Consider the following 12,004-nt stretch of genomic DNA (forward strand, 5'->3'; position numbering starts at 1 on the left):
GAGAGAAGAACGATGAAAACCTTGACTGCCCTGTTCACCGCCGCCGCCCTCGCCCTGGGCGCCAATGCCGCTTTCGCCAAGGATGTACAGCCTGACGAAGTGGTCAAGCTGGTCAACGCCAAGACCATCAAGTCGCTGGATGAACTCAAAGCCACCGCAGTGGCCAAGCACCCAGGCGCCACCGTCACCGACTCGGAGCTTGAAGACGAGTACGGCCGCTACATCTACAAGGTCGAGTTGCGCGACACCCAGAACGTCGAGTGGGACGTGGCGCTGGACGCCAAGACCGGTGAAGTGCTAAAGGACGAGCGGGACAACTGATGATCCACTTACCGCGGCCGGCGCGCTACCTCGCGCTGGCGCTGCTGGCCGTATGCTCGCTGGCCGCTGCCCGCGACCTTGACCAGGACGAAGCCCTGGAGCTGCGGCAGAAGGGCGTCATCCTGCCGCTCGAACAATTGCTGGAAACCGCCCTGGGGCGTTACCCCGGGGCGCGTCTTTTGGAAGCCGAGCTGGAAGAAGACGACGATCGCTACGAATATGAAGTCGAACTGCTGACGGCTGAAGGTGTGGTGCGCGAGATCAAGCTCGATGCCAGCACCGGTGCCCTGCTCAAAGACGAGGAAGACGACTGAATGCGCCTGTTGCTTGTCGAGGACAATGTACCGCTGGCTGACGAACTGACCGCAGGCCTGCAGCGCCAGGGCTATGCCGTGGACTGGCTGGCCGACGGCCGTGACGCGGTTTACCAGGGCCAGAGCGAACCCTACGACCTGATCATTCTCGACCTTGGCCTGCCGGGCTTGCCGGGCCTGGATGTGCTGGCCCAGTGGCGCGCTGCCGGCCTAGTCACGCCGGTGCTGATCCTCACCGCTCGCGGTTCGTGGGCCGAGCGTATCGAAGGGCTGAAGGCCGGGGCCGATGACTACCTGAGCAAGCCGTTCCACCCGGAAGAGCTGCAATTGCGAATACAGGCATTGCTGCGCCGTGCCCGTGGCCTGGCCAACCAGCCGAAACTGGAGGCAGCCGGGCTGCACCTGGATGAAAGCCGCCAGTGCGTGAGCCGTGACGGCATGGATGTGCAACTGACCGCCGCCGAGTTTCGGCTGCTGCGTTACTTCATGCTGCACCCGCAGCAGATCCTGTCCAAGAGCCACCTGGCCGAGCACCTTTACGACGGCGAAACCGAGCGGGATTCCAACGTGCTGGAAGTGCACGTCAACCACTTGCGACGCAAGCTGGGCCGCAGCGTGATCGAGACCCGTCGCGGGCAAGGCTACATCTACGCCGGGAGCGCCGGGTGAAGTCGATCCAGGCGCGCCTGAGCCTGGGCCTGGTGGCGGTGCTGGTGGTGGTCGGTGTAGTGCTGGCGCAACTGACGTTGTGGCTGTTCGAGGCGGGCCTGCAGCGCTACCTGGAAAACGGCCTGCGCAAGGAAAGCGAGAACCTGTTGGTGGCCCTGGTGCGTGGGCCTTCGGGCTTGCAGCTGGACGAACGGCGCATTTCTGCCGCTTACCAGCGGCCGTTCTCTGGCTATTACTTTCGCATCGACTTCGATCAGGGTACCTGGCGCTCGCGCTCGCTGTGGGACCTGGACATGCCCAAGCCCGCCACCCCCGGCCTTTCCGACAGCCATGAACTAGGCCCGGAAGGGCAGCAACTGCTGGCCTTGCGTGCCGACTATCGGCGTCTGGGCCAGGACATATCGATCAGCGTGGCACAGGACTATTCGCCGGTGCGCGAAGGCTTCCGGCGCCTGCAGCAGATCGGCCTTGGCATGGGGTTGGTGGCGCTGATCCTGGTGCTGGTGCTGCAGCGCATCACCGTGACCCGTTCGTTGCGGCCACTGGAGCGCGCACGCCGGCAAATCGCCCAGTTGCAGCAGGGCCAGCGTTCGCAGCTGGATGCTGAGGTGCCCAGCGAGCTGGCGCCGCTGGTGGGGCAGATCAACCACTTGCTCAGCCACACCGAAGACAGCCTGCGCCGTTCGCGCAATGCCTTGGGCAACCTCGGCCATGCGCTGAAGACGCCGTTGGCGGTACTGCTCAGCCTGGCTTCCAGCGAGCGCCTGAAAGATCTGCCCGAAGTCCGCGCGCAAATGCGCGAGCAGCTGGAGCAGATTCAGCAACGGCTGGCACGCGAGCTGAACCGTGCGCGGCTGGCAGGGGATGCGCTGCCGGGCGCGCAGTTCGACTGTGACGCCGAGTTGCCGGGGTTGCTCGGAACGCTGGGCATGATCCATGGCGAGGGCCTGCTGTTGGCAAGTGATGTGCCGCCGGGGCTGTTGTTGCCATGGGACCGTGAAGACTTCCTGGAGCTGCTGGGCAACCTGTTGGACAACGCTTGCAAGTGGGCTGACAGCGAGGTGCGCCTGGGCATTGCGCCGAATGCCGAGGGCTTCCAGCTGTGGGTCGATGACGATGGCCCCGGCATCCCCGAGAGCCAACGGCAGCAGGTGCTGGAGCGCGGCTCGCGGCTGGACGAGCAGGTGGACGGGCATGGGTTGGGGTTGGGCATCGTGCGCGATATCGTCGACGCATGGGGCGGGCGAATGACCTTGCTGGAGAGCCCGCTGGGCGGGTTGCGGGTGAGCATCGACCTGCCGCGCAAGGCTCGGTAATACCGGGCCCGCTCTGCGGCCCATCGCGACACAAGGCCGCTCCCACAGGTGTACGCAATCCCCTGTGGGAGCGGCCTTGTGTCGCGAAAGGGCGCGCAGCGCCCCCGAGGCCCTATCAGTACTGCAAAAAAATTGCAGTACAGCCGCAGTTTTTTGAATTAGCCCAAATTCCCCCCACCCGGCAAAATCCCCCCACGAAACCCTGCGGTTTCCATCTCTCCACGGACGGAGCCCCTTGTGGTATTGCACGCGCAATACGAGGCCCAGGCCAGCTCGGCTGGGCTTTCTTTTTAATCAGAAAAAACCAAAGACCCCGATTACCCAATGTCTGCCTCGCGTTCCGAAAGCCGTCTGCAGCGCCTGTTGCCGGCGCCCCTGAATATCCCTCCAAAAGAATGGTTGCGTGCCGGTATCGGGGCGTTGCTCGGTCTGTTCCTCGCTGGTTGGCTGACCAGCATGGCCTATGGCCCCGGCATCGCCTTGCACTTGCTGGGCCCGCTGGCGGCCTCGGCAGTACTGGTGTTCGCCGTGCATTCCGGCCCGTTGGCCCAACCTTGGCCGGTGCTGGGCAGCTACGCGCTGGCTGGCGCGGTCGGCCTGGCCATGCGCCAAGGCTTCGGCCCGGAACTGTGGGTGGCCGCTGCGGCCCTGGGCGTCTCGATCCTGGTGATGTGCCTGCTGCGTTGCCTGCATCCACCGGGTGGCGGGGTGGCAGTAAGCGCAGTACTGGCCGACTCGGGGCTGACCGCCATGGGTGATCATCTGCTTGAGCCCATTCTGCTCAACGCGCTGATCCTGGTGAGCGTGGCGGTTATCTACAACCGCCTGACCGGGGTGCGCTACCCGAAAGGCTTTGCGGCGCGCAAAGATTTGCACCATACCCACGACCCACTGCCCAGTGAGCGGGTCGGCATCCGTGGCGAGGACCTGGACCAGGCCCTGGAAGAGTTGGGTGAGTTCGTCGACGTCACCCGTGACGAGCTGGAGCGCATTATTCTGGCCACCGAGCAGCACGCCTTGCAGCGCAGCCTTGGTGGTATTACCGCGGCTTCGGTGATGTCGCGCGACGTGCAGTTCGCCACGCCCGAGACCACCCTCGAGCAGGCCTGGAAAATGCTGGCCAGCCACCACCTGAAAACACTGCCGGTATTGCAGCAGGGCAAGCTGGTGGGCATCGTCAGCCTCAGCGACCTGGTCGGCCCGGCCATGCAGCGTGGCCGCTTCAGCTGGCGCGGGCTGTTCGGCCGCAAGGCGGTGCGCATGGAACAGGTAATGAGCAGGCGGGTGGTCAGTGTCAGCAGCCAGCACCCGTTGGAGCGCCTGTTGCCGCTGTTGTGCGAGCAGGGCCTGCATTGCTTGCCGGTGCTCGATGCCGGCAAGCTGGTGGGGGTGATCACCCAGACCGACCTGATCGCTGGCCTCAAGCGCCAGCTGCTCAGCAAAGCCGAGGCTTCAGATAACCGGGTCCCAGCGTTGTGACCAGTCGCTGGCGCCGGCGGCTACCAGCCGGCGCAGGATGGCAAAGGCTTGTTGCAGGGCTTCGCTGTCGCGTTTGCGGGGGTACACCAGAAAGGTCGGGTAGGTGAATTCCGGCGCCCGCGGCACCCGCTCGAACACGCCGTTGTCCAGGTAAGCCTGCACCACCCGCGTACGGAAGTAACCGCTGCCGCCCTGATCGAGGATGAACTGCAAGGCCAGTGGGCCCAGGTTGAAGCTGAGCGCCGGGCGGGCGCAGTCGGGCAGGGCGGCATCGTGCTGGCGGCGGAAGGCCTCGCCCCAGTCGATGTAGATGTAGGGTTCCGGCTGGTCGACCCGGCGCACGCGGATGAGCTTTTCTTCCATCAACTGTTCCACCTGCAGGCCCGGCCCGTAGGTCGGCTGGTACACCAACGCAGCGTCCAGCAAACCCATCTCGACCTTGCGCAGCAGCGACTCGCCGTCGCTCACCTCGCTGCGGATGGCATGGCTGGGCAGCTCACGGTGCAGGGCGCTGACCCAGTCGAGCATCATCGGGTTGCCCAGGCTTACTTCTCCCCCCACATGCAGCACTTGCTGGCAGCCCTCGGGCAGCGGCAGGTCGCGCCGCGCCGCTTCCCAGGTTTGCACCAGCTGGTTGGCATAACTGACGAATGCCTCGCCGTCGCTGGTCAGGCTGGCGCCGTTGCGGCTGCGCACGAACAGCTGGCAACCCAGTTGCTGCTCCAGGCGCTGCACCCGGGCGGTAATTGCCGTCTGTGACACGAACAGGCGTTCGGCGGCGGCGACCAGGCTGCCGCAACGCACGATCTCCAGGAAGGTTCGGGCCTGATCAATATCCATGGGCTGCTCGGTGGCTGAGGGGAGGCCTATTCTAGAGGCTTTGCACCGTTATGGGGCGCTTTTGCGTTGTCTGCAAATTTGCAGGTCGGTTGTGACTTTAGTCCCATGGCGGCGCGGGTGTAGCGGTCCATACTCAGGTTTCGCCCTTCAATAACAACAAGTACCGGGTTCCCTTCGATATGAGCTACCAGCACAGCTACGCCCATTCCATTTCCGACCCTGCCGCTTTCTGGGCGGAACAGGCCGCGCACCTGGCCTGGCACCGCAAGCCTGCCCTGACCCTGCAAGACAACGCCGACGGTACCCACCGCTGGTTCGCCGATGGCCGCCTGAACAGTTGCTACCTGGCCCTCGATCACCAGATCGAGCTGGGCCGGGGCGAGCAGGTGGCGCTGATCTACGATTCGCCAGTCACCGGTGTTCAGCAGGCCTACACCTACAACCAGTTGCGCGATGAAGTGGCGCGCCTGGCCGGTTTGCTGCGCCAGCTAGGGGTGGAAAAGGGCGATGGCGTGATCATTTACATGCCCATGGTGCCGCAAGCGGCCATGGCCATGCTGGCCTGCGCGCGGATTGGCGCGGTGCATTCGGTAGTGTTCGGCGGCTTTGCCGCCAACGAGCTGGCCCTGCGCATCGATGACGCCCGGCCCACGCTGCTGCTGACAGCATCGTGCGGGCTGGAATTTGACAAAGTGATTGCCTACAAACCGCTGGTCGACCGCGCCTTGCAGCTGGCCCGGCACCAGCCGCGCAATGTGCTGGTGCTGCAACGGCCGCAGGCGCAAGCTGAACTGCAGCCAGGCCGCGACCTGGACTGGCACACCGCCTTGGCCGGCGCCCAGCCGGTGGCACCGGTCGAGCTGGATGCTGGCGACCCGCTGTACATCATGTATACCTCTGGCACCACCGGAAAACCTAAGGGCATCGTCCGCGAAAACGGCGGCAATGCCGTGGCGCTGTGCTATGCCATGCGCCATATCTATGGCATGCAGGCCGGCGACGTGTGGTGGGGCATTTCCGATGTGGGGTGGGTGGTCGGCCATTCGCTGATCGTCTATGGGCCGCTGATGAGCGGCTGCACTACGGTGTTCTACGAAGGCAAACCGATCCGCACGCCGGACGCCTCGGCCTACTGGCGGGTGGTGGAGCAATACAAGGTCAACGCGCTGTTCTGTGCGCCCACCGCCATGCGTGCCATCCGCAAGGAAGACCCGGAGGGCGAGCTGATCCGCAAGCACGACCTCAGCTCGCTGCGCCAACTGTTCCTGGCGGGTGAGAAGCTCGATTCCAGCACCCATGAATGGCTGGAGCGGGTCAGTGGCAAGCCGGTGCACGACCACTGGTGGCAGACCGAGACCGGCTGGCCGGTCACCGCGCCCTGTGTGGGGCTGGAAGGCAGTGCGGCGAAGCCGGGCTCCAGCAATCGGGCGGTACCGGGTTATCACGTGCGTGTGGTGGATGACGAGGGCCACTTGCTGGGGCCTAACCACCAGGGCTCGATCGTGATTGCCTTGCCATTGCCGCCTGGGTGCAGCCAGACCCTGTGGGGCGACCACGAGCGTTACTTGCAGGCTTACCTGCGCACCTACCCGGGGTATTACCACACGGGCGACGGCGGCTTTCTGGACGATGACGGTTTTGTCTACATCATGGGGCGCACGGATGATGTGATCAACGTGTCCGGGCACCGGTTGTCCACCGGCGAAATGGAGGACCTGGTGGCCTGCCACCCGGCGGTGGCCGAGTGTGCGGTGATTGGCGTGCACGATGAAATCAAGGGGCAAGTGCCGTTGGCGCTGGTTGTGCTCAAGGACGGTGAGGGCATTGCCGAGGCGCAGTTGCTGGTGGACCTGGTGGGCAGCGTGCGCGAAGCGATTGGCCCGCTGGCCTGTTTCAACCGGGTTCGGCTGGTGAAGCGGCTGCCCAAGACCCGCTCGGGGAAAATCTTGCGCGCGGTGCTGCGCAAGATTGCCGACGGGCAGGACTATGTACCGCCTTCGACCCTGGATGACCCGGCGGTGCTGGGGGAGATCGAGGCGGTGCTGGCGGATTTGCCCAGGGCGGGTTGATGTTTTGACCTTCAGAGCCTATCGCCGGCAAGCCAGCTCCCACAGGTTCATCACAGGCCCTGAAGCCTGCGTGGTACCTGTGGGAGCTGGCTTGCCGGCGATAAGGCCGGTGCGGGCCATGCAGTTCTAGGGTGCTACCTGGTGCAGTTGCCCTAACCGGCTGCGGGTACGCATCAGGTCAGCAAGCGGCCCGCCCAGGCTTTCTTCCAGCGGCCGTTTACCAATCACCGTCACCTGTCGGTCCTGGTCATACAGCACATCCACCAGGTTGACGAAGCGCTGCTGAGCCGCCAGCGAACATTCTGCCAGGTCATCCAGCCCATCGATGATCCATTCATCATACTGCTGCGCCAGCACCAGGTAGTCGATCACTGCCGTGGCCTTTTCGCACAAATCGTCAAAGCCAAGCACCACCCGCCGGCCATCGATGGCCAGCGCACGCAGCGGCCGCTTGTTCACTTCAAGCACTACCGGCTGCTCGTTCGGCACGCTCAACGCCTGGCGCTGCGCTGCCGTCCCCGGCCACACATAGTGGCCTTGGGTAAACCGCTGGTGCTCGCGGTTGGCTGGCAAGCTGCGAAAATCGGTGTCGCCACCCACTTCCAGAACCTGCATGCGCCCGTTGATCAAGCGGATCACCGGCAAGAAGCGCTCGTGGTACAGCGGGTTGGGCAAGAGCCCTTCGGGGGCGTAGTTGGAGGTCACCAGCAGGAACACGCCGCGTGCGAACAGGGCGTTGAACAGGCGGGTAAGTAGCATGGCATCGCCGATGTCATGCACGTGGAATTCGTCGAAGCACAGCACCTGGCAGCCACCCACCAGCTCGTCGAGGGTTGCGCCCAGCGCATCGTCCAGCGCTCGGTGGCGGTGCATGCCCTGGTGCAGGCGGGCAAAGAAATCATGAAAATGCAGGCGGCGCTTGGCCTCGACCGGCACCGCCTGGAAGAAGCCGTCCAGCAGCCAGCTCTTGCCACGGCCCACCGAGCCGTACAGGTACAGGCTGCGTGGCTGCCCTTGTTCGAGCAGTGCCAGTTGTTCGGCCATGCAGTGGATCACCCGTCGCTGGCCGCCACTCAGCTGGTAACCCCGGCTTCGGGCTTTGTCCTCGAACCAGTCGAGCAGTTCGCTCTGGCTGGCGGCAGCGCCGCGCAGGCGCTGGCCAAGCTGGCGCAGTGGGGCAGGGATCCAGGCAGACAAAAGCAACGCTCCTTGGGCGATGACGGGGCAGCGTGCAGCTTGCCCGAGGGCGGCCATTTTGACTAATACAGAAAGTGACCGGCAATGATCACTTCATGCGATAGGTCTGGCTGCACACCTGCATTGCCTAGGCTTTGCGTTCCAGCTGGCGCTCGATCATGTATTTCACCGCCAGGCGGCGCTCCTTGAGGTGGCGCAGGTCTTCGTCAACGAAGTTGCCCGCCGAGATCGATTCGGCGGCCAGCACCTGGTTGTCGATGTCCATGTACTCGTCCAGCAGCCGGTCCAGCGCCTGGTCCTGCTGGCGGCGCTGCTGGACGATTTCGCGCGGGTAGTGCAGGTCCTGGTAGAGATCGTGGGAGACAGGCATGAGGTCCTCCTTGGTCAATGCAATGGGCTCAATAGATTGGAAGGGAGGAATGCGATTGTGTTGAAGCGAAGCGGGGGGAAAGCGACGGATGGTCGCTGCACGAACCGCCGAAATGACTAAGCCGCTGTTTTTTGACAATTTTTTTTCATCAGGGGCTTCACAGATCCAAACTTTGTTGTTAAAGTGCCGCGCATTCCAAGACAACAACCCAGTTGTCACTCAGTTGGAATTGTCAGAGCAGCAGATGCTGCATCCGATACAGGGGCGTCGCCAAGCGGTAAGGCAGCAGGTTTTGATCCTGCCATGCGTTGGTTCGAATCCAGCCGCCCCTGCCATTTTCCAGATTCAAACGTATTCAACCCAGTGCTTTCAAGCCCTGGGTTTTGTCGTTTCCGTGATTTAACTTCGCCATGCGATTCCTTGTAGGAGCGGCCTTGTGTCGCGATCGGGCTGCGAAGCGGCCCCAGGTTTCTGCGCACATGCACAAATAGCCGGGGCCGCTTCGCAGCCCGATCGCGACACAAGGCCGCTCCTACAAAGGTTTGTGCCTTCCCGAACTACCCGGTAATGCCCAGCAGCTCGTTCAGCACCCTGGCCAGTTCATCCGCTTGCGCCGGCTTCTGCACCACCACGCTCCCTGGCAACTCCAGCCCCTGCAACTCCGCATAGCCAGTCAGGAACACCACCGGCAGGCGCGGGTACCGTTCGCGTGCCGCCAGCGCCAGTTGCGCGCCGTTGAACTCGGGCATGGCGAAATCGGTAAGCAGCAGGTCGATCTCGTCGTCCAGCAAGGCCAATGCCTGTTCGCCGCTGTGCGCCTGACGCACCTGGTAGCCATACTGGCGCAACACATCGCCAAGCATGTCACGCACCAGATGGTCATCATCCACCAGCAACACCGTGCGGTTGCGGCCGCTGTCGCTGACCGGCTGGCCGAGCGTCGGGATCACTGGCTCGCTCACGATCTGGTCCTTTACGGCGGGCAAGTACACCGCCACCTGCGTACCGCGGCCTGGCGTGGTATCGATGCGCACACCGCCCCCGGACTGCTTGGCGAAGCCGAACACCTGGGCCAGGCCCAGGCCCGAGCCCTTGCCGATGTCCTTGGTGGTAAAGAACGGCTCGAACACCTTGGCCAGCACGTCTTCGCTCATGCCGCAGCCGGTATCGCGGATGCTCAGCATCACGTACTCGCCCGGGTCCGGGTCTTCCGGGCGTTGCGGGCGGGTGTCGATGCGGGTGTTGCGGGTGGTCAAGGTCAATTGGCCGCCGTCAGGCATGGCATCGCGGGCATTGATCGCCAGGTTGAGGATGATCATCTCGGTCTGGGTGGGGTCGGTCAGTGCCTGCCACAAGGCCTGGTCCAGGTCCAGGCGTACTGAGACGTTGCCACCCAGGGTACGGCGCAACAGCTCTTCCAGGCCGGCCAGGGTTCGGTTGAGGTTCAGCGCTACGGGCTCCAGGCGCTGGCGGCGCGAGAAGGCCAGCAACTGCGAGGTCAGCTTGGCGCCACGCTCGCCCGCTTCGCGGATATGCGTGAGGCGCGTGCGGGCTTTGTCCAGGTTGGCCTTGGCCAGGTCGCGCTCAAGGAAGCTGGCGCCGGTGAGAATCACCGTCAGCAGGTTGTTGAAGTCATGGGCCACGCCAGCGGTCAGCTGGCCGACTGCTTCGAGCCGCTGCATCTGCTGCAGCGCGGCCTCGATGCGCTCACGTTCGTTGATCTGCTCGCGCAGGCGGGCATTGGCTTCTGCCAGGCCCAGGGCGGCTTCACGCTCGCTGGTGATGTCGCGTGCCACCACGTACAGCAGGGTGTCTTCCGGCACCACTACCCACGACAGCCAGCGCTGTTGGCCGCCGGCATGCAGGATGCGGCCTACGAAACGTGCGCTGGTACGGCCATGGGCGAGGGCGGCCAGTTCGGTCAGCAGCAGTTCCTGGTCGGCCTCGGGCAGCAGATGCAGCAACGACGATTGGCTCAGGCGCTCGCGGGAGAAGCCCAGGCTGGCTTCCCAGGCCGGGTTGAGTGCGACTGGGGTCAGGTCCTTGTTCAGCACGGCCAGCAGGTCTTGCGACAGCTCCCAGGCACGGTCGCGTTCGCGGGTGCGGCGTTCGACCCGTTCCCCCAGCATCTCGTTGAGCTGACGCAGTGCCTGGGTGGCCAGGCGCTGGGTGTGGATGTCCTGCAGCACGCCGGAAAAGCGCACGCACTGGCCATCGACGAACTTGCTCTGGCCGCTGCTGAGCAACCAGCGCGGCTCCAGGCCATTGGGTTGCGCGATGCGGAACTCCACGCGGTAATGGCCGCCGCTTTCCGGGCGCATGGCGTGCTCCACCGCCTCGCGTACCATTTGCAGGTCATCGGGGTAGATACCACCGAGAAACACCTCAAGGCTCATTTCGGTGCTGGTAGGCAGCCCGAACAACGTCTTGCAACGGTCATCCCACAGCAACAGGCCTTCTTGCGGGCGCAGGTCCCAGGTGCCCATGCCGGCGGCATCGATGGCAATCCGTGCCCGCGCCTCGACGTCGATCAGGGCCTCTTCGGCGCGGCGCCGGCGCTGGCGTTCCTGCACCTCTGTCAGGGCCCGGCGCACGGCCTTGGGCAGCAGCGGCAGGTTCTTCTTCAGCACATAGTCGGTGGCGCCCAGGCGGATCATTTCCACCGCGTGCTCTTCGCCGTAGATGCCGGACAGGAAGATGAACGGGGTGTCTGGTGCCAGGCGTTGGGCGATCGCCAGCACCTCGGTGCCAGACGACCCCGGCAGCACGCAGTCGCACAGGATCAGGTCGTAGCGGGCGTGGTGCAGGGCATGTTCGACACCCACATGGTCGAACACCAGCTGTGACTGCACGTGCAGCCCACTGCGCTCCAGGCGCATCAGGGTCAGCTCGGCGTCCATCGAGCTGTCTTCGACCATCAGTAGTTTCAACGGCGTTTGCTGCATCGTTGCGGCGGCCTCAGTTGCTACCGCGACGATTCAGCCGCAGTGAGCCGGGTGGCGGTTCGTTAAGCACTGCCCAGAATACCCCGAGGTCAGAGATGGCGGCGACGAATTCCTTGAATTCCACCGGCTTGACCACGTAGGCGTTGACCCCAAGTTCATAGGCGCGCAACAGGTCGGGCTCCTCTCGCGAGGATGTCAGCATCACCGTGGGGATGCTGCGCAGCTCGGCGGTGGCGCGCACTACCTTGAGCACTTCCAGGCCGTCGACCTTGGGCAGTTTCAGGTCCAGCAACAGTACGGCTGGGTTGCCGTCGTCGCGTGCGGCATAGGCGTTGCGGCGCAGCAGGTAGTCCAGTGCGTCGGCGCCGTCGCGCAGCACGATGACTTCGTTGGCCAACTGGCTGCGCTCCAGGGCCAGCAGGGTCAGTTCCAGGTCCCGGGGGTTGTCTTCGACCAGCAGGATGGGTTTGAGCATGATGGTAGC

11 protein-coding genes and 1 tRNA gene are annotated in these 12,004 nt (G+C 64.2%); 7 read left to right on the top strand and 5 right to left on the bottom strand.

The features are described from left to right. Positions 1–12 precede the first annotated feature (12 nt). The 5 genes from AK81_RS20990 (at position 13) to AK81_RS21010 (ending at position 4,099) form a co-directional block, all read left to right on the top strand. Positions 13–321: a PepSY domain-containing protein gene (locus AK81_RS20990; protein ID WP_016714736.1), complete on the top strand. Its 309-nt coding sequence runs from the start codon at positions 13–15 to the stop codon at positions 319–321. Further along, positions 321–635 (top strand): PepSY domain-containing protein, encoded by a 315-nt coding sequence (locus AK81_RS20995; RefSeq protein WP_043202108.1) that lies wholly within the window; start codon positions 321–323, stop codon positions 633–635. Before AK81_RS20990 ends, AK81_RS20995 begins: the two co-directional genes overlap by 1 nt. After that, on the top strand, positions 636–1,304 hold the full coding sequence (locus AK81_RS21000; RefSeq protein WP_016500523.1) for a response regulator transcription factor: 669 nt from the start codon (positions 636–638) through the stop codon (positions 1,302–1,304). Then, positions 1,301–2,620 (top strand): ATP-binding protein, encoded by a 1,320-nt coding sequence (locus AK81_RS21005; protein WP_043202109.1) that lies wholly within the window; start codon positions 1,301–1,303, stop codon positions 2,618–2,620. The genes AK81_RS21000 and AK81_RS21005 overlap by 4 nt, the downstream gene beginning before the upstream one ends. A 324-nt stretch (positions 2,621–2,944) precedes the next feature. Continuing rightward, positions 2,945–4,099 (top strand): HPP family protein, encoded by a 1,155-nt coding sequence (locus AK81_RS21010; RefSeq protein ID WP_043202111.1) that lies wholly within the window; start codon positions 2,945–2,947, stop codon positions 4,097–4,099. On the opposite strand, the gene AK81_RS21015 is transcribed toward AK81_RS21010, so the two are convergent. Then, positions 4,073–4,939, bottom strand: coding sequence for a LysR family transcriptional regulator (locus AK81_RS21015; RefSeq protein ID WP_043202113.1), 867 nt, complete (start codon positions 4,937–4,939; stop codon positions 4,073–4,075). The two genes, AK81_RS21010 and AK81_RS21015, sit on opposite strands and share 27 nt — an antisense overlap. Positions 4,940–5,118: 179 nt before the next feature. Between AK81_RS21015 and AK81_RS21020 the strand changes: the two genes are divergently transcribed. Then, the gene (locus tag AK81_RS21020; RefSeq protein ID WP_043202115.1) at positions 5,119–7,008 is read left to right on the top strand and encodes a propionyl-CoA synthetase; all 1,890 of its coding nucleotides are present in this window, start codon (positions 5,119–5,121) and stop codon (positions 7,006–7,008) included. Positions 7,009–7,134: 126 nt separating this feature from the next. On the opposite strand, the gene zapE is transcribed toward AK81_RS21020, so the two are convergent. Together zapE and AK81_RS21030 are read right to left on the bottom strand one after the other, a co-directional pair. Further along, complete coding sequence (gene zapE, locus AK81_RS21025) at positions 7,135–8,205, bottom strand: cell division protein ZapE (protein ID WP_043202117.1); 1,071 nt, start codon at positions 8,203–8,205, stop codon at positions 7,135–7,137. A 127-nt stretch (positions 8,206–8,332) separates the two neighbouring features. Beyond that, on the bottom strand, positions 8,333–8,575 hold the full coding sequence (locus AK81_RS21030) for a hypothetical protein (protein WP_043202120.1): 243 nt from the start codon (positions 8,573–8,575) through the stop codon (positions 8,333–8,335). A gap of 260 nt (positions 8,576–8,835) precedes the next feature. Here AK81_RS21030 and AK81_RS21035 point away from each other — a divergent pair. After that, positions 8,836–8,910 (top strand) — tRNA-Gln (locus AK81_RS21035). 222 nt (positions 8,911–9,132) lie between these two features. Here AK81_RS21035 and AK81_RS21040 read toward each other — a convergent pair. Both AK81_RS21040 and AK81_RS21045 read right to left on the bottom strand, forming a co-directional pair. Further along, complete coding sequence (locus tag AK81_RS21040) at positions 9,133–11,520, bottom strand: response regulator (RefSeq protein WP_043202121.1); 2,388 nt, start codon at positions 11,518–11,520, stop codon at positions 9,133–9,135. A 13-nt stretch (positions 11,521–11,533) separates the two neighbouring features. Further along, the gene (locus AK81_RS21045) at positions 11,534–11,995 is read right to left on the bottom strand and encodes a response regulator (RefSeq protein WP_043202122.1); all 462 of its coding nucleotides are present in this window, start codon (positions 11,993–11,995) and stop codon (positions 11,534–11,536) included. Between the last annotated feature and the right edge of the window lie 9 nt (positions 11,996–12,004).

It is taken from the genome of Pseudomonas putida W15Oct28 (assembly GCF_000708715.2).
In the GTDB taxonomy this organism is placed as follows: domain Bacteria; phylum Pseudomonadota; class Gammaproteobacteria; order Pseudomonadales; family Pseudomonadaceae; genus Aquipseudomonas; species Aquipseudomonas putida_R.

Bases quoted from the DNA above. Each gene is read 5' to 3' on its own strand.
- AK81_RS21040 (WP_043202121.1), bottom strand. From the start codon at position 11,520: ATGCAGCAAACGCCGTTGAAACTACTGATGGTCGAAGACAGCTCGATG.
- AK81_RS21020 (WP_043202115.1), top strand. From the start codon at position 5,119: ATGAGCTACCAGCACAGCTACGCCCATTCCATTTCCGACCCTGCCGCT.
- AK81_RS21015 (WP_043202113.1), bottom strand. From the start codon at position 4,939: ATGGATATTGATCAGGCCCGAACCTTCCTGGAGATCGTGCGTTGCGGC.
- AK81_RS20995 (WP_043202108.1), top strand. From the start codon at position 321: ATGATCCACTTACCGCGGCCGGCGCGCTACCTCGCGCTGGCGCTGCTG.
- AK81_RS21030 (WP_043202120.1), bottom strand. From the start codon at position 8,575: ATGCCTGTCTCCCACGATCTCTACCAGGACCTGCACTACCCGCGCGAA.
- AK81_RS21045 (WP_043202122.1), bottom strand. From the start codon at position 11,995: ATGCTCAAACCCATCCTGCTGGTCGAAGACAACCCCCGGGACCTGGAA.
- AK81_RS21010 (WP_043202111.1), top strand. From the start codon at position 2,945: ATGTCTGCCTCGCGTTCCGAAAGCCGTCTGCAGCGCCTGTTGCCGGCG.
- AK81_RS21000 (WP_016500523.1), top strand. From the start codon at position 636: ATGCGCCTGTTGCTTGTCGAGGACAATGTACCGCTGGCTGACGAACTG.
- AK81_RS20990 (WP_016714736.1), top strand. From the start codon at position 13: ATGAAAACCTTGACTGCCCTGTTCACCGCCGCCGCCCTCGCCCTGGGC.